Origin of the sequence: Magnetovibrio sp. PR-2, assembly GCF_036689815.1 — a bacterium.
In the GTDB taxonomy this organism is placed as follows: domain Bacteria; phylum Pseudomonadota; class Alphaproteobacteria; order Rhodospirillales; family Magnetovibrionaceae; genus Magnetovibrio.
This window is the reverse complement of the sequence record NZ_JBAHUR010000001.1, coordinates 100433-125022: the sequence shown is the minus strand read 5'-3', so window position 1 is coordinate 125022 and position 24590 is coordinate 100433. Positions and strand designations below refer to the sequence as shown.

The window sequence follows — 24590 nt, the reverse complement described above, 5'->3', positions numbered from 1 at the left end:
GTTTTTTTTGGATAACAGTGACACCTTACATCGGCAAGATGACGGTCGAACCTGTGGTCTTGCGCGCTTCTAAATCTTCGTGCGCCTTCGCAATATCGCTGAGCAAATATTCTTGATGAATTTCGATTTTTACCTTGCCCGATTGCACCACGTCGAACAGCTCGTTTGCCATGGCGTTGGTGCTGGCGGTGTCATGGGTATAAGAAAACAGGGTAGGGCGGGTTACATAGAGCGATCCTAAGGGTCCTAAGATGGCGGGTGAAAACTCATCCACCGGTCCCGACGCATTGCCGTAAGTGACCATCATGCCGCGGGGCTTCAAACATTCTAGCCCGCCCATGAAGGTGTCTTTGCCGATGGAATCATAGACCACTTCGACCCCAGCGCCGTCGGTGATGTCTTGCACCCGGTCTTTGAAATTTTCATCCCGGTACAAAATGGTGTGATTGCATCCGTGTGCTTTGGCAAGCTCGGCCTTTTCAGGTGAGCCCACGGTGCCGATCACCGTTGCACCCAAATGTTTGGCCCACTGACACACGATTAAACCGACCCCGCCGGCCGCAGCATGCATCAAAATGGTGTCGCCCGGTTTGACTTCGTAGGTTTGACGCAACAGATATTGTGCGGTCATACCCTGAAGCATCATCGCCGCCGCCGTTTTGTCGTCGATGGCGTCGGGCAGCTTAACCAGTTTTTCCGGTGAGACGTTGCGCAGCTCCGCATACGCCCCAACAGGCGGTGTGGCATAGGCCACACGATCGCCGACGTCAAAGCCTTGGACCCCTTCGCCCACATCGGCGATGAAGCCTGAACCTTCCAGCCCCAAACCGCTGGGCAATTGGGGTAGGGGGTAGAGACCCGTGCGCATATAGACGTCGATGAAGTTCAGCCCGATGGCCGTGTGACGAATTTGCACTTCACCGGGGCCGGGGTTGGGGACGTCGACCATCTCCAGCTTCATGACTTCGGGTCCACCGTATTCGTGTACTTGCACCGCTTTGCCCATCATAGCCGGGCTCCTTCCAGTCTTAACAGTGTTGCTTTGGTTTCTACGCCACCATCTGCGCTGTAGCCACCCAGTCCGTTTTGCGCCACAACGCGGTGACACGGGATCAATATAGGCATGGGGTTTGCGCCGCAGGCCATGCCGACTGCTTGGGACGAAGAGTTAATCTCTTTCGCGATGGCGCCATAAGTTTTGGTCTCCCCCGCCTCAATAGCTTGCATTGCTTTCCAAACGGCGCGCTGGTGCTCTGTGCCGCCGGGATCTAAGGGCAGAGTGCGAAAGCTTTCTTTTCCGGATTTGAAATACAGCTGCAATGCGGCAGCCACGCGGTTGAGAACAGGGTTGTCCGTTTTGCGCGGCGTGTCCAAACCGTGCCCCCAGTCGAGCGCGACGATTTGTCCTTCAACTTCAAACACGGTTAAGTCGCCCAGCGGGCTTTTGAGGCAAAGTGAATCCATGGGCTGGAGCTTACAGGTCTTTTAAAGTGCTCCGCAAGTCGTCGGGATTGGCGACGGGGGCACTGCAGGTTCCGGCGCGACAGACATAGGCTGCGGCTTTGCCATCGACCAATGTTTTACCGAACGCAACGTGGCTGGGGTCGAAGGGTTCTTGCCCATCGGTGCGCACCAAAACAAAGGGGCCGCGCGCCCCGCGATGGACGGCTTCGACCATGGGCCGCGCATCCCCGTTGGACGCGGCGATGATAACTTGGGTGCCTGAACTCAACAACTCATATGCGTTCATCAAGGTGGGCATATTGGAAATGCTGTCTGGGCTTTCGGCGGGGAAGGCGTTGATGACGTCTTCGGCGCGTTCGCGGTAATCGTCGTTGCCGGTGATGAGATAGAGCCTGGCCAACACATCGGCCATGGTGCCGTTGCCGCTGGGTTGGGCGTTGCAGGCACATTGGCGGGTGCGGGTGATGACATCGGTGACGTCGCGCGCACTTAAGCAATACCCGCCGTCGTCCGCACACCAAAATAAATCGCTGGCTTGGTGGGTCCAGGCTTCCCCTTGCGCCAGATACGTAGCAAGCCCTGTCGCTTCATAGAGCGTCAAAGCCGCCCGGGCCATTTGGGCGCAGTCGTCCAGCACCGCATTGTGCCGCGCTTCGCCACCGGCCCAGCTGCGGGACAGGCGTCCATTGCTGACCATGTATTTGGAGACGAAGCCAAAGGCGGTTTCCGCAGCTTCGACCCAGGCGTCGTTGTCAAAGATGCTTCCGGCGCGGGCTAAGGCTTGGATCATCAGACCATTGACGTCGGCTAAGACCTTGTCGTCGCGTCCGGGCTGGGCGCGGTCTTCGCGGGCGTCGAACAACTGATCCAACGCCTTTTCCAGGGCTGCTTCATGAACCGGGTTGAGCGGGTAGGGGGAGGAGCGCGCAATGACGTTGGCGCCTTTGCCGCCGTCTTCCCAATTGCCGCGTTCGGTGACGGTGTAATTGCGTTTGAACTCCAACGCCAGTTCGCCCAGTCGCTCGTCGATCTCTTCTAAGGTCCAGGTATAAAACGTGCCTTCTTTGCCTTCCGTGTCGGCGTCGAGCGCCGTGGCGAAGGCGAAGCCGCCGTCGGGATGATCCACACACATGTCGCGCAGAACCCAATCCAAGGTCTCACCGATCCGGGTTTTATATAGGGGCGATTTGGTTTCGGCCCATACCAGGCTCATCAATTCCACCAGCTGGGCGTTGTCGTAGAGCATCTTTTCAAAGTGCGGTACCAGCCAGTTTTCATCGGTGGAATAGCGCGCAAAGCCGCCGCCGATGTGATCAAAGATGCCGCCTTGGCACATGTGGTCCAAGGTGTTTGTGACGGCGTCTTTGTAGACTTGCAGCCCGGTGCGCTGCCATGCACGCCACAACAAATTGAGGATCGGGACTTGGGGGAACTTCGGCGCACCGCGAAAGCCGCCCATCATCGGGTCGATGGCGCGCAACGTTGAGCCTGCGATTTCGTCTAGCAGTTCGATGGAGACTTCTTCGCCCGGACGTGAATCGGACAGGGCCACCAATGCTTCGCGGATGACGGCAACATTACTGGTGACTTGATCGCGGTTTTCTTCCCAGGCCCCGGCGATGCCGCTCAGCACTTCACCAAAACCGGGGCGGCCATAGCGCGGTTCGGGTGGAAAGTAGGTGCCACCCCAAAAGGGTTCGCCTTCAGGGGTTAAAAACATGGTGAGCGGCCACCCGCCCGGTTGGCGCATCAAGGCCAGGGCGGACTGATAAATCACATCCAAGTCGGGCCGTTCTTCGCGGTCGACTTTGACGTTGATGTAGAGATCGTTCATCAGTTCTGCGATTTCCGCGTTTTCAAAACTTTCATGTGCCATCACGTGGCACCAATGACAGGCAGAATAGCCAATGGACAATAAAATGGGTTTGCCTGTTTTTTTCGATAACTCCAACGCTTCTTCTCCCCAGGGGAACCAATCCACAGGGTTGTCTTGGTGTTGCAAAAGGTAGGGGCTGGTTTCCAACGCAAGGCGGTTTTTGGGCGCCGATTTCTTTTGGGGCATGCTTTGGGCCTTTGAATAGAAAAGGGGGTGTGAAAAATAGGCGTCTAAAATAGGTGTGCCGAGGCCTATAAGCTCCGGCGTTGCGAAAAGTGCCGCATATGCTTACGTTGGGTTTAGCGGGGGACATAACAACCCCAAAATTCATAAGGCTTAAGGCTGTTTAGAGAAAATTAACCATGAGCACACCGGACCCCTATTTCCGCCTTCATGTCTTTTGTTGCACCAATGAACGCCCCGAAGGCCATCCGCGCGGATCGTGCGCTCAGAACAATGGCGTGAAGCTGCGCAATTATATGAAAGTGCGCGCCAAAGAATTGGGCCTGGACCGGGTGCGGGTGAATTCCGCAGGTTGTTTGGACCGTTGTGAACTGGGCCCGGTGGTGGTGATTTATCCCGAAGGGATTTGGTACAAGATGGAAACTTTTGCAGACGTGGACGCCATTTTGGCCGAACACCTGCAAAACGGAACCCCGGTCGAGCGCTTAATTTTGAAACCCGCAGACGGGCCCAAGTGGCCATGATGGGCGGGGCGGATACGATTTATGCGCTGGCCAGCGGTGCCGGGCGTTCCGGCGTTGGGGTCATTCGGGTTTCCGGGAAGCAGGCGGCCCCGGCTTTGCAAGCTCTGTCTCAAAAACCTATGCCCCAGCCTCGCTTGGCGAAACTCTGGCGTTTGTCCGATCCCCAGACGGGAGAAACCTTGGACGATGCCTTGGTGTTATGGTTTCCGGGCCCGGCGAGTTTTACCGGAGAAGATGTCGTCGAGTTGCACGTCCATGGCGGCTTGGCGGTTATCGATGGTGTGTTGAGCGCGCTCTCCCACATGGAAGGTCTACGTTTGGCGGAACCGGGGGAGTTTACCCGCCGGGCTTTTGAGAACGCCAAGCTGGATTTGACCCAGGTGGAAGGCCTCGCCGATCTGATAGAAGCTGAAACCGAGGCCCAGCGCAAACAGGCGCTGCGCCAATCGGAAGGGGAACTGGGTGCCATCTATGACGGCTGGCGCGATCAATTGGTCCGCGCCATGGCGCACTTTGAGGCCGAGCTGGATTTCAGCGATGAAGAATTGCCTGAAGATTTGCATCTGGCGGTGGTCGACAGTGTCAAAGATTTGCGTGCGGCCATTTCTGGGCATCTTCAAGACGGACGGCGAGGGGAGCGGCTGCGCACAGGCGTGCGCCTTGCCATCATCGGCCCCCCCAACGCCGGGAAGTCTTCACTGATGAACGCTTTGGCCCAGCGCGAAGCGGCCATTGTGTCGGACATTGCCGGGACCACGCGTGACGTGGTTGAGGTGCATTTGAACTTGGGCGGTTATCCCTTGTTAGTGGCCGACACGGCCGGTTTGCGTGAAACGGGCGATGTCATTGAACAAGAAGGTGTGCGCCGGGCCAAGGGCTGGGCGGACACGGCGGACATTAAGCTCGCGGTTTTTGACGGAACGTCTTTGCCGGACCTGGATCCTGTCACCCGGGGCTTGTTGGAAACAGACACTTTGGTCGCGGTGAACAAGGCCGAGCTGGCGGGCGAAAGTGTGCCGGAGACCATTGATGATCACCCGGTCTGGCCGTTGTCTGTGAAGACCGGGCAGGGGATGGACGCCCTGTTGGCCCGATTGACGGATTTGGTCGCCGACAAGTGCCGCACTCAATCCGATGGCCCGGCGCCAACGCGTCTGCGTCATACCGAAGCTCTGCAACGGACCCTGGAGGCTTTGGACCGATTTATTCTGCGCGATAATCCGGATCATTTGGGCGCCGAGTTGGAAGCAGAAGATTTGCGTCTGGCGGCGCGGGAGCTGGGGCGCATCACCGGCCGGGTGGACGTCGAAGATTTGCTCGACGTGATTTTCCATGATTTCTGTATTGGAAAATGACGGAAAATAAGGAGTAAACAAGGCCTTAACGCCCCTCTGTATCCCTTGGCCTATAAGCCCTGTTTCAAAGCCGCAATGTTTCACGTGAAACATTTCACGCGCTCGTGACCGGGTTTGGCGCGATAGTCCTTGACCCGGGCGGCGCGCGTCCATAAGTTCCGCGCCATGAAGAACCAGAACCAACGCACATATGATGTCGCCGTCATCGGCGGCGGACACGCGGGCGCGGAGGCCGCCGCTGCCGCCGCGCGCATGGGTGCGTCTACGGTTCTGATCACGCACAAGATTTCCACCATCGGTGAAATGTCCTGCAATCCGGCCATCGGCGGATTGGCGAAGGGTCAGTTGGTCAAAGAGGTCGACGCCCTGGACGGGATCATGGGCCGGGCCATTGACCGGGGCGGCATACAATTCCGTATGCTCAATCGCTCCAAGGGTCCAGCGGTCCGGGGGCCCCGGGCTCAAGCCGACCGCAAGCTGTATCGCCAAGCGGTTCAAGATCTTTTGGCGGAACAAGACGGTTTGTCCATCTGGGAAGGGGCTGTCGAAGATATCAAACTAAACCGCAGCGGCGCCGTGACCAACCTGGTCTTGGACGATGGCACCAATTTGAAAGTTGGCGCCGTGGTTCTGACCACAGGCACATTTTTGCGCGGCCTGATTCATTTGGGCGAACAGACTTTTCCGGCAGGACGTGTGGGCGATCCGCGTGCCGTGGGCTTGGCGTATACCTTGCGCCGGGTGGGGTTGACCACAGGTCGTCTGAAAACCGGGACGCCGCCGCGCTTGGACGGCGACACCATTGATTGGGCGGGGCTCAAACCGCAGCCTGGAGATGAAGCGCCGGAACCGTTTTCGTTCTTGAATGACAAGATCGAGCAGCGCCAGATCGCGTGTTATGTCACCCAAACGACGCCGCAAGGGCATGCCATTCTTCAGGCCAACCTGGAGCGCTCGCCCATGTATTCTGGGCAGATCGAGAGTACGGGTCCGCGCTATTGTCCGTCTATCGAAGACAAAATTGTGCGTTTTGCCGAACGCACCAGCCATCAGATTTTCTTGGAGCCCGAGGGTTACGACGATCCTACGGTTTATCCCAATGGCATTTCAACATCTCTGCCCAAAGACGTGCAGCTGGCTTTGTTGAAAACCATTCCCGGTTTGGAAAAAACCCGGATGCTCCAGCCCGGCTACGCCATTGAATATGATTTTGTTGATCCGCGTGAATTGAATCCGTCCTTGGAAACGCGCAAAGTTCCGCGCTTGTTTTTGGCGGGGCAGATTAACGGCACCACGGGTTATGAAGAAGCTGCCGCCCAGGGTCTTATGGCCGGGGTCAATGCGGCCATTCGGGCCAGCGGCGGGGAAGAGCCGTTTATCCTGGATCGATCAGAAGCCTACATCGGCGTGATGATTGACGATCTGGTGACCTTGGGCACGCAAGAGCCTTATCGCATGTTCACGTCGCGCGCTGAGTATCGTTTGCGGTTGCGTGCCGATAATGCGGATCGCCGTTTGACGGAGCGGGGCGGGGCTGTGGGGTGTGTCGCTCGAAACCGTCTCGATGTGTTTCGCGCGAAAGAAGCCCAAGTTCAGGCTGCTTTGCACACCATTAAAAACCTCAAGGCCACACCGGCTGCATTGTCTAAACATGGCTTGAAAATTAATCAAGACGGCCAGCGGCGCAGTGCCAAACAGTTGCTCGCTTATCCCAACATCACGTGGGATGATTTGATCGGTGTCTGGCCGGAATTGGTGGATATCCAAGGCAAAGTCCGTGAGCAGGCGGACATCGAAGCCAGCTATTCTGGATATTTGGTCAGACAAGAAGCGGACGTGCACGCGTTTCGCAAAGATGAAGCCTTGCGACTGGACGCCAATCTGGACTACGCAGCCATCACCGGGTTGTCCAATGAAGTCCGCGCCAAGCTCCAAGCCGTGCGGCCGACCACTTTGGGTCAAGCCGCCCGGATCTCCGGGGTGACGCCGTCGGCTTTGACGCTGTTGTTGTCCCACGTGCGCAAACAATCTAAACAAAAGTCCGCATAACGCGATTAACCATTCATTTACCATGGAAAGCTAGGCTATCCGTCTGTGGTTCTGAACGGGGAATGTTTCACGTGAAACATTCGCCCATCGAAAGGGTCTCTGATGACGGAAAAAGGGCTAACCGCAACCGATGTGAAGCAGGCGTTCGACCTCGATGACGAGGTGATGGAGCGTCTGCAGATCTATGCGGACCTTTTAGTGAAGTGGCAGCAGAAAATAAATCTGGTGGGCCCAGATACTGTCCCGGATCTGTGGCGCCGTCATATGTTGGACAGTGCCCAATTGGCCCCCTTAATCGCGGATGGAAAAAAAGTTGTGGATTTCGGCAGCGGCGCTGGTTTTCCCGCTTTGGTGCTGGCTTGTCTGAAGCCGCGTTTGGACATACATCTCATTGAGAGCGACCAGCGCAAATGTGCGTTCATGCGCGAAGTCAAGCGGGCTGCGGGTTTGAGCGTCACCATCCATACGGAGCGCATCGAAAAGGTCGAAAACCTTGAGGCCGATATTGTGACGTCACGCGCCTTGGCTCCCTTGGACAAACTTCTGAGCTTTGCCGACATGCACAGCTTATCCACAGGGATATACCTGTTTTTAAAGGGTCGGCGCTGGCAGGACGAATTGACCGCAGCCCAAAAAGACTGGAATATGCAGGTTCATCGTCACCCTAGCCGATCCGACTCGGCGGGCATGATTCTAGAGATTTCAGACTGTCGGCCAAAACACTAGGCCGCGCCGTCGAGCAAGAGTGGATACCGTCATGAGCAACTGGTCAGATTTGCCAACCACCACCGTAGGGGACATCATGAACATGCCCGAACCCGAAAAAGGCCCGCGCATCATCGCGGTTGCGAACCAGAAGGGCGGGGTGGGCAAAACCACAACGGCCATCAATCTGGCCACCGCCTTAGCCGCTGTGAAACAAAAGGTCTTGATCATCGATCTGGATCCGCAAGGCAACGCGTCCACGGGATTGGGGATTGACCGGGGCAACCGTAAGCTCGACACGTACCGCATGTTGATCGCAGGCGTGAAGATGAGCGACGCTATTCAGACCTCCAACGTGCCGGGGCTCGACATCGTGCCCGCAGGCGTCGATTTGTCGGCGGCTGAATTGGAGCTGGTGGACATGGAAGACCGTGAGCATCAGTTGAAAAAAGCCATTGGCGATGGGGCATTGGGATATGATTATGTCCTGATCGATTGCCCGCCGGCTTTGGGCCTGTTGACTTTGAACGCCCTGGCTGCGGCGCAAGCCATCTTGGTGCCGCTGCAATGTGAATTTTTTGCACTGGAAGGCTTGAGCCACTTGCTCAAAACCGTGGAGCGGGTCAAATCCGCCTTCAATCCGGACCTGGAAATCCAGGGCATCGTGCTGACCATGTTCGACAAACGCAACAACCTGTCCGACCAAGTGGCGGCGGATGTGCGCGAATATTTTGGTGACAAGGTTTACAAAACCGTGATCCCGCGCAACGTTAAGGTTTCCGAGGCGCCGTCCCATGGCCGCCCGGTGCTGATGTACGACATGAAGTGCGCCGGTTCACAAGCTTACTTGCATTTGGCGGGCGAAGTTCTGCGCCGCGAAGGTCACGTCAGCGTTTAAGACCAAATAGATAAAAGCCTAAGGAATTTGAAGAATGGCCGAAAAGAAACTGGGCATGGGTCTGTCCGCTTTATTGGGCGGGGGGGAGTCGGTAGAAAAGGTCGTCGCCGATCTGGACACGGGCGAAACCACTAAGACTTTGCCTGTTGCAAACCTACATGCGGGCAAATATCAGCCGCGCCATAACTTCAGCGACGACATGTTGGAAGATCTAAGCCAGTCGATCCGCGAAAAGGGTGTGCTGCAACCGCTTCTTGTGCGTCCGCACCCCGACGTTGCCGGTGAGTTTGAGATCATCGCGGGTGAACGCCGCTGGCGCGCGGCGCAAAAAGCCCAGGTCCACGACGTGCCGGTGATCATCCGCGACTTCGATGACAAAGAAACCTTGGAAGTCGCACTTGTTGAAAACCTGCAACGACAAGACTTGTCCCCCTTGGAAGAAGCCGAGGGCTTTCATCGTTTGATGCATGAATTCAGTCACACCCAAGAGCAGCTGGCCCAAGCCTTGGGCAAGAGCCGTTCCCACGTTGCCAACACCTTGCGTTTGCTGACTTTGCCCGGTGATGTCAAAGACTTGTTGGACAGTGGTGACATCTCTGCCGGTCATGCGCGCTGTCTGGTTGGCGCCCCCAATGCCGCAGACTTGGCCAAGGCTGTGGTGGCCCAAGGTTTGAATGTTCGCCAAACGGAACAACTGGTCAAAGGCGCTGATAATGCGCCTCAAGCCTCAGGTCCCAGTGCCAAAACCGCCAAAGATGCGGACACGGTGGCACTGGAAACAGATCTGGCAAATATGCTCGGCTTGAAAGTCGATATCCGCGATAAGGGCGGCAAGGGGCAAGTGGTTATCACGTACAAATCCCTCGAACAGCTCGATGGCTTGCTGGCGCGCCTGAGCCATGGCCCGTCCAGCAGTGATGACTGATCCATCCGGCGCAAAATCCCCGGTTAAACACTCAGGTTTTGAACATCATTGTGTGTGAGTGACGGTATTTTCCCGCATATTAAGATGTAATTCTATGAATAATAGATTGCACAAGAATAACATTAGGCGATAAAAGTTTGATATTGTTGGCGATTTAGAGCCTATCGGCGCCTTTGGCCCGCCCGAGCGGCCTGGGCAAGGGTGAGCAGCGCACGGGAACAAACTGCATTTGCAGGTAAACCGGTCGTTTTGCAATCGATTTCAGCTTGGGTCAAAATCTCAAAAGCCCGAGAAAGTTTCGATTCCGGCCAAGTTGCCAATTGCGCCCGAAACGCATCGGCACGTTTAAAGATGATCGGTGGTCGCATGGATTTTGTGGCCTGGTCGGCGTTCATGCCGTTAGATATTTGACCGCGCGCCCAATGCAGTTTTTGAAAGTGGCGTTCGGTGGCGCGTACCAAGGCGACGGCGCTGGTCCCGTCGGCGATCACTTGGCTGAGTGAGGTTTCCAATTTTTGGGTGTCACCACTGGCGGTGGCATAAACCACGTCGTCCACGGCGCTGGCCGCCGTGTCACCCATGGTCGCGCGCACGTCGGCTTCGGTGATTTGCTTGGCGCCATCGGCGTCGGGTCCGGTCATGTACAGGGCGAGCTTTTCCAGCTCGCCACGGGTGACGGATCGATCAGAGCCCAACGATTGCAACAACAACGCCATGGCGTCGCGATCAACACTCAGTCCGTACTGGTTCAAGGTGTTGCGAATGACATCGGGAAGCGAGCGCATGTCGTCTGCATAACAGGCGATGGAAGCTGCGTTTTTGGCGGTTTCAAACATTTTGCGCAATTTGGAGCGGGGCGTGAGATCGCCGGCATCAATCACCACCAAGGCATCGGCCGGTGTATCCATGTCCAAAAAGGATTGGCAGGCGGCGACACATTGTTCGTTGGCTTGGCGCAAACGCACGACCCGATCGCCGCCGCCAAAGGACATGGACGCGGCTTCGTCCGTCAGGCGCGCCGGATCGGCTTTGAGATCAGCGGGGCTAAGCTCGACCACGCGAAAGGGGTCGGAAAGATCTTCGACGGCGGTTTTCGCCAATTGCACGGCGCGTTCGCGGACCAGGCCTTCGTCTGGACCAAACACCAAAATGGCGCGCGCATTGGGGTCTGGGACGCGCAAAAAACCTTCGATTTTGGCGCCTGTGATTTTCACTGGATTGCCCGCACCTTGCCGAGGGGGGGTTGCTTTTGACCCGGTCCGTTGAAGTAAACGGTGATTTGGGTTTTCAGCTGATCGGCGATGGAGTCGACCGCGTGTTTGCGCGCGTTCTTTTTGGCGGCTTGGGTGGCGAAGTGCGACGTCAAATTGTTATAGCTGGCCACACCGCGCACGGATCCACTGTGTAGGACCTGCTGGTCGGCGATCCGAACCAGTGTGAATGTGGCAAAAAGCTTCAGATTGGCGCGGGTGGTCGAGGCATCTTTTTCGACGGCCAATTCTGAAATGCTTTCGGTGGTGCTGATTTGCAGGGAATATTGATAGGCCGCATTCGTGCGCGTCGGATGAAAACGCCTTTTTAGGGCGGTGCGCATCATTTGACCGACGCGCTCATCGATTTGATCGATGAAAACAGCACGCAAATAAGCATTTGCGCCAACCGTGCCCGGTGACGTTGCGTACATGGGCTTGAAGCCGCAAGCACTTAAAGCAAAACACAAACCCAAGATGGCCAAAGGGCTGCGCAAAAGGGTGGGGGTGTTAAGGTTAGACCACGACATTGACGATCCTGTTTGGCACCACGATGATTTTGCGTGGATCTTTGCCATCCATGGCTTTTTTAACGGTATCCAAAGCCAGCGCAGCGGCTTGGGCTTGATCTTGGGGGCAATCTTTCGCCAGTTCAATGGTGCCGCGCATTTTTCCCATAACCTGAACGGCGACCGTGACCGTGTCGTCTACCAACAAACGGTCATCAACCACTGGCCACGGCGCATTGGCCACGAGGTCGCCGTGACCCAGCTGTGACCAAATTTCTTCCGCCAAGTGCGGCATCATCGGGTTGATAATGACGGCCAGCATTTGAAAGGCTTCGCGGCGCACGCCGTTGGAAGCCGCGTCGGTGTCTTTGAAACTTTCCAAGGCATTGGTGAGTTCGCGAATGCGCGCCACGGCTTTGTTAAAGCGGAAGGCGTCAAAATCTTTGGCCACGGCGTCCGTGGTCTTGTGCACCAGGGCGCGTATTTTGGCGGCGGCGTCCGGCAGATCGCTCGCTTGCCCATCACTTAAGTCGCCCAAAGCGTCTGTTTGTTCAGCAATCATGCGCCACACGCGCCCGACATAACGCCAAGCCCCTTCGACGCCGCTGTCGGTCCAATCTAAATCGCGATCCGGTGGGCTGTCGGACAGCATAAATAAACGCGCTGTATCGGCCCCATAGGTTCCGATGATCAGTTCCGGGTCGACCACATTCTTTTTGGATTTCGACATTTTTTCCGAACGGCCGATGTTGACCGATTGGGCATCTAAAGTTTCGGCTTCTTCAGGTGTCAGCCATTTGCCGTCTTGGTCTTGATACGTTTCATGACAGATCATGCCTTGGGTCATCAAACCATCGAAGGGCTCTTTCAGTTCCAGGTAGCCACAGTCTTTGAGCGCGCGGGTGAAAAACCGCGAATACAGCAAGTGCAGAACGGCGTGCTCAATGCCGCCAATGTATTGATCGACCGGAAGCCAGTAATCGACTTCTTCTTTGCCAAAAGCGGTGTCGGCTTGGGCGTCGGTGAAGCGCGCATAATACCAGCTGGATTCAAAAAACGTGTCAAAGGTGTCCGTTTCGCGCAGGGCGTCTTTGCCACAGAGAGGACACGTGGTGTGTTTCCAGGTCGGGTGTGCATCCAAAGGATTGCCCGCGCCGCCCAAAGTGACGTCTTCGGGCAAGGTGACGGGGAGCTGGTCGTGCGGCACGGGGACTTCACCACAATCGCCGCAGTGAATAATGGGGATCGGACAGCCCCAATAGCGTTGGCGTGAAACGCCCCAATCGCGCAGGCGGTATTGAACCGTGCCTTGGCCTTGACCCGTTTCTTCAAGTTGTTTGATGACGGTGGATTTGGCGTCGGCGGAAGTCATGCCGTTCAAGAAATCGGAATTCACGGCAATGCCTTCATCCGTGAAGGCTTCGGTCGCGTTAGCAGCAAAGTCTTCAAGCCAGGCTTGTTCTTCTGCGGTGCCGGCAATGTCTTTCGGCGCGACCACAGGGATGACCGGCAGGTTGTACTTGCGGGCAAAATCCAAGTCCCGCTGGTCGCCTGCGGGGCAGGCGAAGATGGCCCCAGTGCCGTATTCCATCAAAACGAAGTTGGCGACATAAATCGGTAGGGTTGCGCCGTCAATGAACGGATGTTTGACGCTGAGCCCGGTATTGAACCCTTGTTTTTCCGCACTTTCGATGGCGGCCTCAGACGTGCCAAGGGCATTGCAGTCGTCAATAAACGTTTGCAGTTGCGCGTTGTCTTTGGCCAGATCCAACGCAATGGGGTGGTTTGCGGCAATGGCCATGAACGATGCCCCATATAACGTGTCGGGGCGAGTGGTGTAGATTTCTAGCTTCTCGCCGTTGTCGGTGCGTTCAAAGAACACCTGTGACCCTTCGGACCGCCCAATCCAGTTTTCCTGCATAATGCGGACTTTTTCGGGCCAGCGTTCTAACTTTTTGATTTCGTCCAGCAAATCATCGCCGTATTGGGTGATTTTCAAGAACCACTGGGACAGCTGTCTTTTTTCAACAGGTGCGCCAGAGCGCCAACCTTTGCCGTCAATGACCTGTTCATTGGCGAGAACCGTATTTTCAACCGGGTCCCAGTTAACCCAGGATTCCTTTTTATAAGCCAAGCCCGCTTTTAAGAAGTCCAGGAACATCTTTTGTTCGTGCTTATAGTAGTCCGGCGTACAGGTCGCGAGCTCGCGGCTCCAATCGTACGACAACCCCATGGTTTTAAGTTGCGCTTTCATGGTGTCGATGTTTTGCATCGTCCAGGTCGCGGGGTGGCTGTCGTTTTGGATGGCCGCATTTTCAGCCGGAAGCCCAAAGGCATCCCAGCCCATGGGGTGTAAGACGTTAAACCCTTGCGCCTTTTTATAGCGCGCAACGACGTCCCCTAAGGTGTAGTTGCGCACGTGTCCCATGTGGATGCGTCCCGAAGGGTAGGGAAACATTTCCAACACATAGTATTTTTCTTTGGAGCGATCGACCGAAACGGCAAATGTATTGTGGTCTTCCCAAGCTTTTTGCCATTTAGCTTCGGTTTCTTTGAAATTGTAACGCGACATGGTCGTCAAGGTCCTGAAATAGAGGCGCGAGGGTGTTATTGGTGATCTTGCATGCGCGTTTCATTGCGCAATTGGCGGGCTCGGGTCAAGATAGCGTCTTCCATTTGGCGTGCCGTTTCGGCATCCACCGGAGCGTCTCTCCAGTTTCCGTTTTGGTCATAGATTTGGCGGAAAACGGAAACCCGTACACCATCGGCACGCAAAGCTTTATCCAAAACAATGATATTCAGTTTAAAGCGCTCCGCAGGGGTTTCCGGCGGGGAATACCAATCGGTGATGATCACACCGCCAAACGGATCGGCGCTGTTCATGGGCATAAAAGCGATGGTGTCGAGCGTTGCTCGCCAAAGATACGTGTTGACGCCGAGCGCGCCGCCAGCCGAGCCGCCGCGGGATTTGGAATCATTTCCAAAAACGCTTTCGCCACCGAAGATGGTCTCGCGTGGGTTGGTTTCTTCATATTGTTTGCCGATTTCGCCCGCGCGATTTTTACGAACGGTCATGACCTTGCCACCTTCACAAGCTCCAAGAATAAGCGTGCAGATGGTCGCAAGTAAGAGTGTGCGTTTAAAATTCTGATTGGTCATGAAATGTCTCCGTAGGCCAGGGTGGCAATGTGTAACATCCCCAACAGATACGCAATAGAATAAGTGAAGCAAAACAGCTGAGATCGGGGGTTTTGATGAACTTTACGGGGGCATTGAGCTGGGTGTGACCGAGAAATCACACGTGATCGGAGGAAAGATTATGACAGTTGGTTGAAATTTGATAAGAGCTATTGGTTAACAAGGTGTTCCCGGTTCTGTTGCAAAATTATCACGCCCTTGGGTTTTCTACATCACAGCAGATGAGAATTGATTGATTTTGAAGAAGCCTCGGTAGAATATGCATCATCCAATTATTCGGGAGTTCTATCGCGCGTCTTTTTGGGGAGCGGTAGACGTTGAAAAAACACTTAGGAGAAACCATGAAAAAGATCCTTCTCGGTACCACGGCAGTCATCGCCCTGGGCACCCTGTCCACCGAAGCTTTCGCTGCTGACAAAATCAAACTCGAACTGGGCGGCTTCATGCGCCAGTACGTTGGCTTCAGCAACTCTGATGAAGTTGCTACCGTTTCCACGAACGACGTTGTCAACCGCGACACCGGCCTGGGCCAACAAGGTAACAGCGAAGTTTACTTCACTGGTTCCACGACCCTGGACAACGGCTTGAAAGTTGCTGCAACGATGCAACTGGAAGCTAACGCTGTTGGTACGCGTAACATGGACGAATCCTACGTGACCGTCAGCTCCGACGCTATGGGTGCTGTGTCCTTGGGTGCACGTCCGCACGCTGCTGCTGCTCTGGACGTTCGCGCTCCGAACGCTGGTAACCACGACTGGAACGACGTCAACGACTGGATCGCCGGTTCGCGCGCTGCTACCGCTTCTGCTACCGCTGCGACCATCGGCCTGCAAGCCAACGACATGGACGGCAACTGGACGGACGACACCATCAAAGCCGTTTACATCTCTCCGAGCTTTGCTGGCGTCACCGTTGGTGCTTCCTGGTCCGCAGCTGAAGGCTCCGGCGCTGGTGAATCTGGTCAGCTGATCACCTCCAACCTGCGTGACGGCTACTCCTTCGGTGTTGCTTACGCTGGTGACTTCGACGGCGTTACCGTTGATGCATCCATCGTTCACGGCCGCACCTCCGCTCTGTACGACCAAACCGGTCTGGGCTTGAGCGTTGGCGTTGCTGGCTTCACCGTTGGTGGTGCATACTACGACTTTGACGGCAAGCCGACGTCTGGTGTGAACACCGACTCTGCTGACGGCAAAGGCTACGAAATCGGCGTTGCATACGCAACCGGTCCGTACAGCCTGTCTGCTACCTACATGAACTCCGAAGACAAAGGCACGACCGCTACCGCAGGTGACGACGAAGACACCATGTGGCAGTTGTCCGCTACCTACGACTTGGGTGCTGGCGTTGCTCTGACCGCGACCTACTTCGACGTTGAATCCGATCCGGAAGGCGACGTTGCTGGTACGTCCAACGGCTTGGACGGCAACGGCCTGATCACCGGTATCGAAGTTGGCTTCTAAGTTGAAGTAAACTTCGGATCGAAAGATCTAGGGGAAGGGCGGTCTTCGGACCGCCCTTTCTTTTTGTGTAAATGGTTTTGTTCGATTGATGAACGCCGTGCGAGATCAGCCTTAAAGCCAAGCACCAATGGCGGCAATTCCAAAAAGACCACTGCCTTTTAAACGCCCCACATTTTTAGCCGTGATTCCCCCCAAACCTATGACAGGTTTGGGGCTTTGTTTAACCATGTGCACGCAGCGCATAATTCCCATGGGTTTGGTCTTTGGGTGACTTTTGGTGAAAAAAACCGGGGACAACAGATAAGCATCGATGTCGGTCTTGGGAAATTGGCGAAAGCCGTGATGGGCGGCTGTGATTAAAAAACCAGGACGAAACCCTGCACGTTGGCGGCGCCACAAGCCCAAACGCAGCGCGGCTTGTGAGAGATGCACACCGTCCGCGCCCAGGCGCAGGGCTAAGTGGACATGATTGCTGATCAAAACCTTAAAACCCTGTTTGCGCGCTTTTGGCAAGATGGTGCGCGCCAAGTGCTCCAGCTGTGCCGGGTCGGTATGGCGCAAAACGACCGCGCTGCCTTTGGGCAGGTGGCCAAAAACGACGCTGGGATTGGGTAGACGCAGGATGTCGCTCATCACGAAAAACTGCGGAATACGTGACGTTTTGCGGGTTTTATCCCCCCACAGGCGGGAGCAGGCAAGCGCGGCTGGCTTCTTCATAATGTTCTATGTATCATCCAGCGCAGGATGCGCCTAGACGGAGTTTTCACTCATGACTGCAACTCATAACCCCGATTTTAATTCGGTCCAAGGGCTTAAAACGGTTCAAGACCAAATTGACGCAGCAAGCGCCGCCGCGGGGCGGGAAAAAGCCGGAGTTCACTTGGTCGCAGTGTCGAAAGTGCACGGACTTGAGCGCATTCGTCCGGTATTAGAGGCCGGACAGCGGGTTTTTGGCGAAAATCGCGTGCAAGAAGCTGTTGGGAAGTGGCCACAGTTGCGCGCGGAGTATCCAGATCTCACTTTGCACCTCATCGGGCCGCTGCAAACCAATAAAATTAAGCAGGCGGTTGAGGTGTTCGACGTGATCGAAACCGTCGATCGGGAAAAATTGGCGCGCGGTTTGGCGAAGGAATTTGTGCGGGCGGACAAGCGGCTACCGATTTTCGTGCAAATCAACACGGGCGAAGAGGCGCAAAAGGCCGGAATATCGCCCAAAGACGCCGATGCCTTCATAACCCTGTGTCGCGATGAACTGGATCTCGAGATCAAAGGTTTGATGTGCATCCCCCCCGTTAACGAAGAGCCCGCGTTGCATTTTGCGCTGCTGGCTAAAATCGCCGAGCGTAACGGTCTGGTGAATTTGAGTATGGGGATGAGCAGCGATTTCGAAACCGCCATCGCGTTTGGGGCAACACACGTGCGTGTGGGCACCGCCATCTTTGGCACGCGCCCCAAACCCGGTGAGGCTTAAGGCGCGGACACCTCGATCTCTGTGCTTTCATTGCAATTTAGTAATAACTGCAATAAATCTTTTTTATCCAAGGCTATACAGCCTTCCGTTCCGGAAAAATCTGGCTTGGCGATGTGCATGAAAATGGCACTGCCTCGCCCAGATTCAACAGGATGGGTGTTGTGGTCCAGAACCACGACAACATCATACAGGCTGTCCTCGCGCCACAATTTTTCATGACGGGCGGGGTGGGGCAGTGTCACCAGTTGATTATAGTCCCCATGGTCGGGATCGTCGCACCACCCCATGTCGGGTTCGATTTCGTCCACGGGCAAGGATGTGATCGGCGGACCGACCATGCGGTCCGCGCGATAATAAACTCGCTCCATATGCAAAAGGCCCGCAGGGGTCGCCAGATCACCTTCCACCTTGGCGTTGGTGATGCCCGCTTTGCCCAAGGCGCAGCGCAGCCGCCGTTCGCCGGCGACGATCCAGCCTTGCGGATCAACAGTGATGCGTTCAAGCACCATGGCTGAGCTGCTCCCTGTGTCCAGGCCTAAACGATGGCGTCATCCATGCGTTTTTGATGTTCGCCCAGTTGCTGGTTGGTCTCATAGATACCCGTGGCGTCTTTTAGCGCGTGGGATGTCCAAATGTTGGACGTCCAGTTGACATCTTGGGATTGGGCGCCCGTGCCGATGTTCTGTTGGGCTTGAGCTTGGGCAAAAGCTTGATAGTTTTCAAGGCTTAAAGGTGAACCCGTTGGGCGTATGAGAGATTCCAGCGCGCCGGGATCGGCCTTTGAAGCCAGTTCCGTTAAGCCACCTTCCGGCTGTGGAACTTCTTCCTCGCCGAACAGCGACGCCACGTGGCCCATGACGCTGTCGCCCGTGATCATTTCAAAAAAAGACGACGCAGCGCCGGCCGCAAGTCCGATGGGTCCGCCAAACAAAAATCCGCCCGCCATGGAGGCGATGGGATTGGTTTCGTCTCCGGTGGCGGCTTGATAGACGCTGGAGACACCGGGTATATGCTGTAGCGGATTGACCGTATCGACCAACGTGTCGAAGAAGATGTTGCCGTCTTCTTCGCCGCTTTGCGATCCTTGTCCGCCAATACCCGATATTTCGGTGACGGGCGGACGCTCAACTATCCGGGATTTTTCCCGTTGTCCAAGTAGAGCGTCAGCCTGATAGGGACTGATGTCCATGGTTCTTTCCAATGCTTATCGTTTGCCAAAGTCCAAAACGGACCTCTGGCGTCACGATGACAGTGCAAAGGGAGTGCCAAAGTTATTATTGTTATTTAACAGTATGTTATAATCATTGCATAAAGGTAATTATCAAAAGAACGGCACGGAATGCCGGACGAAATTGACCCATAGGGCAGGACTTGCCGGGTGGTTCGCAAGCTCCGGCTTTTAGAACAAATGACCACCTTTAACCTTTTTGGTTTCCAGGTAGTGTTCATTGTGTTTGTTGGACGGAAAGGCATGCTCGACACGTTCTTTGACATCGACGCCAAAGCGCGCGAGGGCGTCGACTTTATCGGGGTTGTTGGTGAGCAAGCGCACCGATTTGAGGCCTAAGTCTTTCAGCATTTCTGCGGCTGGCAGGTAAACCCGTTCATCGGCGTCATAACCCAACATTTCGTTGGCATCCAGCGTATCCAAACCCCGGTCTTGTAAAGTGTAAGCGCGCAGTTTGTTGACCAAACCGATGCCGCGGCCTTCTTGGGCCAAATATAACAAAACGCCCGCGCCATTTTTAGAGATTTCCTGTATCGCGCCGCGCAATTGATCGCCGCAATCACAGCGCAAAGACCCCAGCAAATCACCCGTAAAACATTCGGAATGGATGCGCACCAAAGGGTCGGGCGCGGCGTTGGGATCGCCAATGACGATGGCCAAGTGTTCCAACCCGCCGTCTTGGGGCCGGTAGGCAATAATCTGTGTGTTTTCAGCATCTTCCAGTGGCACACGGGCATCCGAGATGCGGCCCAAAGTGCGTGCGGCGGTGCGCTCGTATTGGAACACGTCGCCAGCGTCGACCATCACCAGATTGCGCCGGGAAATCCAGCCTGCGAAATCGGCACTGTCGGGATCGTCAACCATGGCGACGACGGTGGCCGGCAGCAAACGGGCGATTTTGGCCAAACCGATGGCGGCGGTGTGAACACCGTGGGTCTGAACATGGCTGGCTGTGGCGCGGGCTAAGGCGGCTTTGGACCCTTCGGACAAGGGGTCGGCCAGCTGCACAACGGCGTCTTCATCGAGGCCGCCGTCCATATGGATGGACAAAACAGTGACGTCGTGCACCGCTTCGTCGTCAGGGGCTTGAATGCCCAAGACTTCTGCACGCTTGTCGGTGATCGCCATGGTGGGCGCGCATTGGGCAAGTTTTTCAATGTCTTCTAGGGCTTCGGCGGAACAACCTTCCGCAGCCATAACCAAAGCTTTGGCTCCGCCACCTGCCGCTATACCCACGGCCCGACCCCGGCGCAGCTCAAAAACAGCGCGATCGACAGCCAGCAACGAAGCCGGCTCACGCGTGGCGGGCATGGGTAAAAGACTTTGGCGATGGGGCATAGGCTAGATGTTACCTTCTGTATATCCTGGTGCCGTTCTCCCCCCCTGAGCTTACAAAACAGCATCTCACAGAGAACATTACACAGGCTTTTTCGGACATTACCCAAGCCGGGCCAGTAAGAAAAGAGCGAAAACGCGAATCTCCGATATTGTCGTCAGCGCACTAAGTTCCGATATAGTATCTAAGAGGTTGATTTTGACTTGGGCACGGGGCAGGGAAAGAGACACCACCATGAGCGAAGGCAAACGCATATTGATCGTCGACAGTGATGGGGTGCTGACGGACATGTTGAGCGAGCAGCTGTCCCAGATGGAGCAATTCGTCTGCACAGTGGCAAAGGGTGGCTCGGACGGATTGGATGAGGCGCTTAAGGGATATTTTGATCTGATCGTGTTGAGTGTGGAGCTCCCCGATTTGGGCGGGCGCGAAGTGTGTCGGCGGATGCGCGCCGGAGGTGTCAACGCGCCGATCATTATGCTGACGAGTTCAGACAGCGATGCAGACACCATCCGTGGGCTTGATGCAGGAGCGACGGACTATGTGATTAAGCCCTTTAAGTTGGGCGTTCTGATCGCCCGCATCCGCGCTCACATTCGCCAGTTTGAACACAGTGATGAAGCCATTTTGGGCATAGGGGACTTTGCCTTTCGCCCCGGTGCGAAGGTTTTAGAAGCCCCCGACCCCGGCGACAACGGTGGCGGCAAACAAATCCGTCTGACGGACAAGGAATCTCAAATTCTCAAGTTTTTGTATCTCCACGGCGATCGTGTGGTCAGCCGTGATGAATTGTTGGGTGAGGTGTGGGGCTACAATGCAGGTGTGACCACGCATACGCTGGAAACTCACGTCTACCGTTTGCGCCAAAAAATGGAACACGACCCGTCCCACGCCGAGCTGTTGATCACCGAACCGGGCGGTTATCGGTTGGTCCCTTAAATATTGTGGAATAACGAAAGGCGCAGCCTTGGCAGGGCTTAATTGTCAGGCCCGCTCATGCGCTGGGTTTCGACCTTGAATAGATCCTGATCAAAGCTTTCACCAAATCTTGGCGCAACTAAGGACACCGTGGTGTTGATGCCTTGTGCGTCGATCACGGTCCATTTTTTCAACGCCAAAGGCTGGTCTTCAAACACCAATGTCAAACTGCCGTCCAGCGGGTCGTCGCTGCGTTGGAGCGTTAAACGGATCACGCCGTCTTCGTGGATAAAGTCGGTGATCAGAAGATCGTCGCCGAAAAAATCCACATTGTCGCCGATGAACATAGACGCCGGAATGGTTGCCAGCGGCGCATGGCTCAACTGATCGAGCTCTTTATCCTTGTACATGACCAATAAACCGTTGGAGATCACCAGCACGGGCACGGGCGGATCGTAATCGATGCGCATTTTTCCGGGACGTTGCAAACGGAACGTGCCTTTGGCAAATCCACCTTCAGAGGTGATCTGCATAAAGCGCGATTGCATGGTGGAAATGGCGTTTAGGTTATCTTGGATGCCAAGAATTGTTTTTTTTTGAGCCGTGTCCAAACCGATGGCGTCTTTGGCGTCCGCCGATTTGGGCAGGACCACGGCAGCGGCCGCAAAGGCAATGGCAACGGCAAGCAAGCCGCCGACGACACGGTTCAGCGGAAACGCGCGGTTAGGGATGGGCGCGAGCACGGGCTCGTCACTTGTGGTGGGGCTTGTGGTGGCACTAGGCTGCACTGACATCGCCGATCAAAACCTCTCTGCGTCCGACGCGGTTGGCTTTGCTGACCACGCCTTCGGCTTCCATACGTTCAATAATGCGCGCCGCCCGGTTGTAACCGATTTGCAGGTGACGCTGCACAAAACTGGTGGACGCTTTGCCTTCACGTGCGACCAAAGCCACGGCTTGGTCGTAAAGGGCGTCGTCCTTGGTACCGCCACCGGCTGCAGGTAACTCACCCAATTCGGGCTCCTGCTCTTCGGTGACGGATTCGATATAAGCCGGTTGGCCCTGGGTCTTCAAGTGACGGACCACGTCTTCGACTTCTTCGTCCGAAACAAACGGGGCGTGTACGCGGGTAATGCGTCCGCCGCCCGCCATATACAACATATCGCCCTGCCCGAGAAGCTGTTCTGCACCTTGTTCGCCTAAAATCGTACGGCTATCGATTTTGGAGGTCACTTGGAAGCTGATCCGGGTGGGGAAGTTGGCTTTAATTGTACCGGTAATTACGTCAACACTAGGGCGTTGGGTGGCCATAACCAAGTGGATGCCAGCCGCGCGCGCCATTTGCGCCAGGCGCTGGATGGCGGCTTCAACGTCTTTACCCGCCACCAACATCAAATCCGCCATTTCATCAACAATCACAACGATATAAGGCAGCGGATCCATGCTTAAGGGCTGGTCTTCATGGACTGGTTTGCCAGCTTCGTCAAACCCGGTTTGCACACGACGTGTCAAAACTTCGCCTTTTTTCGCCGCGTCGCCAAGGCGTTGGTTGTAGCCTGTAATGTTGCGCACGCCCATCTGGCTCATGAGACGGTAGCGGTCTTCCATTTCGCGCACCGCCCATTTCAACGCCACCACCGCTTTGCCGGGGTCGGTAACCACGGGGCTTAGCAAATGGGGGATGTCGTCGTAGACGCTGAGCTCCAACATCTTTGGATCAATCATGATAAAGCGGCACTGATCAGGGGTGTATTGATATAAAAGCGAGCAAATCATCGCGTTCACACCGACCGATTTACCCGAACCCGTGGTGCCCGATACCAACAAGTGCGGCATGCGCGCCAAATCGACGATCACGGGGTTTCCGCCAATGTCTTTGCCCAAAGCTAAGTTTAAGCCACCTTTTGCTTTTTCGAAGTCTTGGGACGCGATGAGTTCGTGCAGGTGAACCATTTCGCGGGTTTGGTTGGGCAGTTCGATGCCAATCACGTTGCGGCCCGGTACCGTGGCAACACGCACTGAAACGGCGCTCATAGACCGGGCAATGTCGTCCGACAAACCGATCACGCGCGATGTTTTTGTGCCCGGTGCGGGTTCAAGTTCGTAGAGCGTGACCACTGGACCCGGGCGGACTTTGACGATTTCGCCTTTGACGCCAAAATCGCCCAAAACGCTGGACAGCATTTCTGCGTTTTGCGCCAAGGCGTCTTTGCTCATTTGTGTGCCGCCCTTAGCATCGGGGGCGTCCAAAATGTCCAGGGGGGGCAGTTCATAATTGCCGTCCACACCCAAATCCAAGGTGCGCTGGCGTTGGGCTTTGGCCTTGCGGCCCGGTTTCATCGGTGCAGGCGTGTCTTCGACCACCGCTTTGGGCTTGGCTTTTTGCGCCGTGGCTTTTTTGGGGGTGCGTTTGGGTTTTGTGACCGCGGCTTGGCCGTCCTCGGAAAGTTCCAAATCGTCGAAGTCGTCTTCGTCTTCATCAATTGCCTCTTGGCGGCGCGACCTTGCGCGCAGAACGGCGTTGATCAGCACACGGCCCAAGGCGTGGTTTAAGGCCAAAACCATACGGCCTGCGGCTTGCCAGTCCGAACGGGGCAACGCCAGGGAATAGATAAACGCCGCCATGGCGGGCACGGCGATCACCAGGGCTGCGATTAAGGCGGTGAGCTTTAAGTCCGTTGCGCCCACCAACATGAACACCCCGGCCAGGCGTTCCAACAAGATCGCCCCGCTGACACCGCCTAAGCCGACGGCTAAGGGCCAGCTCGACCAGATGGGTGCGGCGGCTAAGCTCATGGCGGCCAAAACAGGGGCCAAAATCATCAAGGTTGCGGACAGCCAAAGTTGGCGAACGGCCAATTTTCGCAGCAACAAAACACCCCACGCCAAGAGTGTCAGCGCCGGGAACACGGCGGCTAAACCGAAGGCTTGAATGCCTAAGTCGGCGATCAACGCTCCGGGTGTGCCAAGCCAGTTGGCGACGTGGCCACTACTTGCCGAATTGAACGACGGATCACTGGGTGCATAACTCAAAAGCGCTGCGGTATAGCCGCCTGCCAGTGCAATGAGCCCTGCGCCGGAGAACTCGCTCAAACGGCGCGCGAAAAAGGCCTGGCTGCCAGTGGGCAGCAAAGGGCCTGAACCAATTTTTTCCGATAGCCATGACATGGTCCCATTTTTACGCGCTGAGGCTTACCAACTCCTTAATAACTGCGGGGTTTGGCCGTTTTGGTGCAGA

At 55.8% G+C, this 24590-nt stretch carries 22 protein-coding genes; 9 read left to right on the top strand and 13 right to left on the bottom strand.

The window, feature by feature from the left end; translation table 11 throughout:
* Positions 1 to 25: 25 nt before the first annotated feature.
* The 3 genes from V5T82_RS00610 to V5T82_RS00600 are packed head-to-tail and all read right to left on the bottom strand — an operon-like array spanning position 26 to position 3526.
* Complete coding sequence (locus tag V5T82_RS00610; protein ID WP_332893981.1) at positions 26 to 1006, bottom strand: quinone oxidoreductase family protein; 981 nt, start codon at positions 1004 to 1006, stop codon at positions 26 to 28.
* Positions 1006 to 1464, bottom strand: a complete 459-nt coding sequence (locus V5T82_RS00605; protein ID WP_332893632.1) for a methylated-DNA--[protein]-cysteine S-methyltransferase — start codon at positions 1462 to 1464, stop codon at positions 1006 to 1008. Before V5T82_RS00605 ends, V5T82_RS00610 begins: the two co-directional genes overlap by 1 nt.
* Positions 1465 to 1474: 10 nt before the next feature.
* On the bottom strand, positions 1475 to 3526 hold the full coding sequence (locus V5T82_RS00600; RefSeq protein WP_332893631.1) for a thioredoxin domain-containing protein: 2052 nt from the start codon (positions 3524 to 3526) through the stop codon (positions 1475 to 1477).
* Between the two features lie 176 nt (positions 3527 to 3702).
* On the opposite strand from V5T82_RS00600, the gene V5T82_RS00595 reads away from it, so the two are divergent.
* The 6 genes from V5T82_RS00595 (at position 3703) to V5T82_RS00570 (ending at position 9979) form a co-directional block, all read left to right on the top strand.
* On the top strand, positions 3703 to 4047 hold the full coding sequence (locus V5T82_RS00595) for a (2Fe-2S) ferredoxin domain-containing protein (RefSeq protein ID WP_332893630.1): 345 nt from the start codon (positions 3703 to 3705) through the stop codon (positions 4045 to 4047).
* Entirely contained in the window at positions 4044 to 5402 is a 1359-nt protein-coding gene (gene mnmE / locus V5T82_RS00590) for a tRNA uridine-5-carboxymethylaminomethyl(34) synthesis GTPase MnmE (RefSeq protein WP_332893980.1), read from the top strand. The genes V5T82_RS00595 and mnmE overlap by 4 nt, the downstream gene beginning before the upstream one ends.
* A 165-nt stretch (positions 5403 to 5567) precedes the next feature.
* Entirely contained in the window at positions 5568 to 7451 is a 1884-nt protein-coding gene (gene mnmG, locus V5T82_RS00585; RefSeq protein ID WP_332893629.1) for a tRNA uridine-5-carboxymethylaminomethyl(34) synthesis enzyme MnmG, read from the top strand.
* 102 nt (positions 7452 to 7553) lie between these two features.
* Positions 7554 to 8177, top strand: a complete 624-nt coding sequence (gene rsmG / locus V5T82_RS00580) for a 16S rRNA (guanine(527)-N(7))-methyltransferase RsmG (RefSeq protein WP_332893628.1) — start codon at positions 7554 to 7556, stop codon at positions 8175 to 8177.
* 82 nt (positions 8178 to 8259) lie between these two features.
* Positions 8260 to 9054: a ParA family protein gene (locus V5T82_RS00575; protein ID WP_332893979.1), complete on the top strand. Its 795-nt coding sequence runs from the start codon at positions 8260 to 8262 to the stop codon at positions 9052 to 9054.
* A gap of 34 nt (positions 9055 to 9088) precedes the next feature.
* Entirely contained in the window at positions 9089 to 9979 is an 891-nt protein-coding gene (locus tag V5T82_RS00570; RefSeq protein ID WP_332893627.1) for a ParB/RepB/Spo0J family partition protein, read from the top strand.
* A gap of 161 nt (positions 9980 to 10140) precedes the next feature.
* Here V5T82_RS00570 and holA read toward each other — a convergent pair whose 3' ends face one another.
* The 4 genes from holA to V5T82_RS00550 form a co-directional block, all read right to left on the bottom strand.
* A complete protein-coding gene (gene holA / locus V5T82_RS00565; protein WP_332893626.1) occupies positions 10141 to 11193 on the bottom strand; it encodes a DNA polymerase III subunit delta in 1053 nt (350 codons plus the stop codon).
* A complete protein-coding gene (gene lptE / locus V5T82_RS00560; protein ID WP_332893625.1) occupies positions 11190 to 11663 on the bottom strand; it encodes an LPS assembly lipoprotein LptE in 474 nt (157 codons plus the stop codon). Before lptE ends, holA begins: the two co-directional genes overlap by 4 nt.
* Positions 11664 to 11745: 82 nt before the next feature.
* Complete coding sequence (gene leuS / locus V5T82_RS00555) at positions 11746 to 14310, bottom strand: leucine--tRNA ligase (RefSeq protein WP_332893624.1); 2565 nt, start codon at positions 14308 to 14310, stop codon at positions 11746 to 11748.
* A 35-nt stretch (positions 14311 to 14345) separates the two neighbouring features.
* A complete protein-coding gene (locus V5T82_RS00550) occupies positions 14346 to 14897 on the bottom strand; it encodes a DUF3576 domain-containing protein (protein WP_332893623.1) in 552 nt (183 codons plus the stop codon).
* 380 nt (positions 14898 to 15277) lie between these two features.
* Here V5T82_RS00550 and V5T82_RS00545 point away from each other — a divergent pair, with 380 nt between their 5' ends.
* Positions 15278 to 16399 carry a porin gene (locus tag V5T82_RS00545; protein ID WP_332893622.1) on the top strand — a complete coding sequence of 374 codons (1122 nt, stop codon included), beginning with the start codon at positions 15278 to 15280 and terminating at the stop codon, positions 16397 to 16399.
* 111 nt (positions 16400 to 16510) lie between these two features.
* On the opposite strand, the gene V5T82_RS00540 is transcribed toward V5T82_RS00545, so the two are convergent.
* A complete protein-coding gene (locus tag V5T82_RS00540; RefSeq protein ID WP_332893621.1) occupies positions 16511 to 17116 on the bottom strand; it encodes a thiamine phosphate synthase in 606 nt (201 codons plus the stop codon).
* A gap of 52 nt (positions 17117 to 17168) precedes the next feature.
* On the opposite strand from V5T82_RS00540, the gene V5T82_RS00535 reads away from it, so the two are divergent.
* A complete protein-coding gene (locus V5T82_RS00535) occupies positions 17169 to 17870 on the top strand; it encodes a YggS family pyridoxal phosphate-dependent enzyme (protein ID WP_332893620.1) in 702 nt (233 codons plus the stop codon).
* On the opposite strand, the gene V5T82_RS00530 is transcribed toward V5T82_RS00535, so the two are convergent.
* The 3 genes from V5T82_RS00530 to ribA all read right to left on the bottom strand — a co-directional run bounded on the left by V5T82_RS00530 (position 17867) and on the right by ribA (position 20409).
* Positions 17867 to 18379 (bottom strand): L,D-transpeptidase family protein, encoded by a 513-nt coding sequence (locus V5T82_RS00530; protein WP_332893619.1) that lies wholly within the window; start codon positions 18377 to 18379, stop codon positions 17867 to 17869. The two genes, V5T82_RS00535 and V5T82_RS00530, sit on opposite strands and share 4 nt — an antisense overlap.
* Before the next feature lie 26 nt (positions 18380 to 18405).
* A complete protein-coding gene (locus tag V5T82_RS00525; protein ID WP_332893618.1) occupies positions 18406 to 19059 on the bottom strand; it encodes a hypothetical protein in 654 nt (217 codons plus the stop codon).
* A gap of 210 nt (positions 19060 to 19269) precedes the next feature.
* On the bottom strand, positions 19270 to 20409 hold the full coding sequence (gene ribA, locus V5T82_RS00520) for a GTP cyclohydrolase II (RefSeq protein WP_332893617.1): 1140 nt from the start codon (positions 20407 to 20409) through the stop codon (positions 19270 to 19272).
* Positions 20410 to 20668: 259 nt separating this feature from the next.
* Here ribA and V5T82_RS00515 point away from each other — a divergent pair, with 259 nt between their 5' ends.
* Positions 20669 to 21373 carry a response regulator transcription factor gene (locus V5T82_RS00515; protein ID WP_332893616.1) on the top strand — a complete coding sequence of 235 codons (705 nt, stop codon included), beginning with the start codon at positions 20669 to 20671 and terminating at the stop codon, positions 21371 to 21373.
* A gap of 38 nt (positions 21374 to 21411) precedes the next feature.
* Here the strand turns inward: V5T82_RS00515 and V5T82_RS00510 are convergent, their stop codons facing one another.
* Complete coding sequence (locus V5T82_RS00510; protein WP_332893615.1) at positions 21412 to 22095, bottom strand: LolA family protein; 684 nt, start codon at positions 22093 to 22095, stop codon at positions 21412 to 21414.
* 34 nt (positions 22096 to 22129) lie between these two features.
* Positions 22130 to 24520, bottom strand: a complete 2391-nt coding sequence (locus V5T82_RS00505; RefSeq protein ID WP_332893614.1) for a DNA translocase FtsK — start codon at positions 24518 to 24520, stop codon at positions 22130 to 22132.
* Positions 24521 to 24590: the final 70 nt, after the last annotated feature.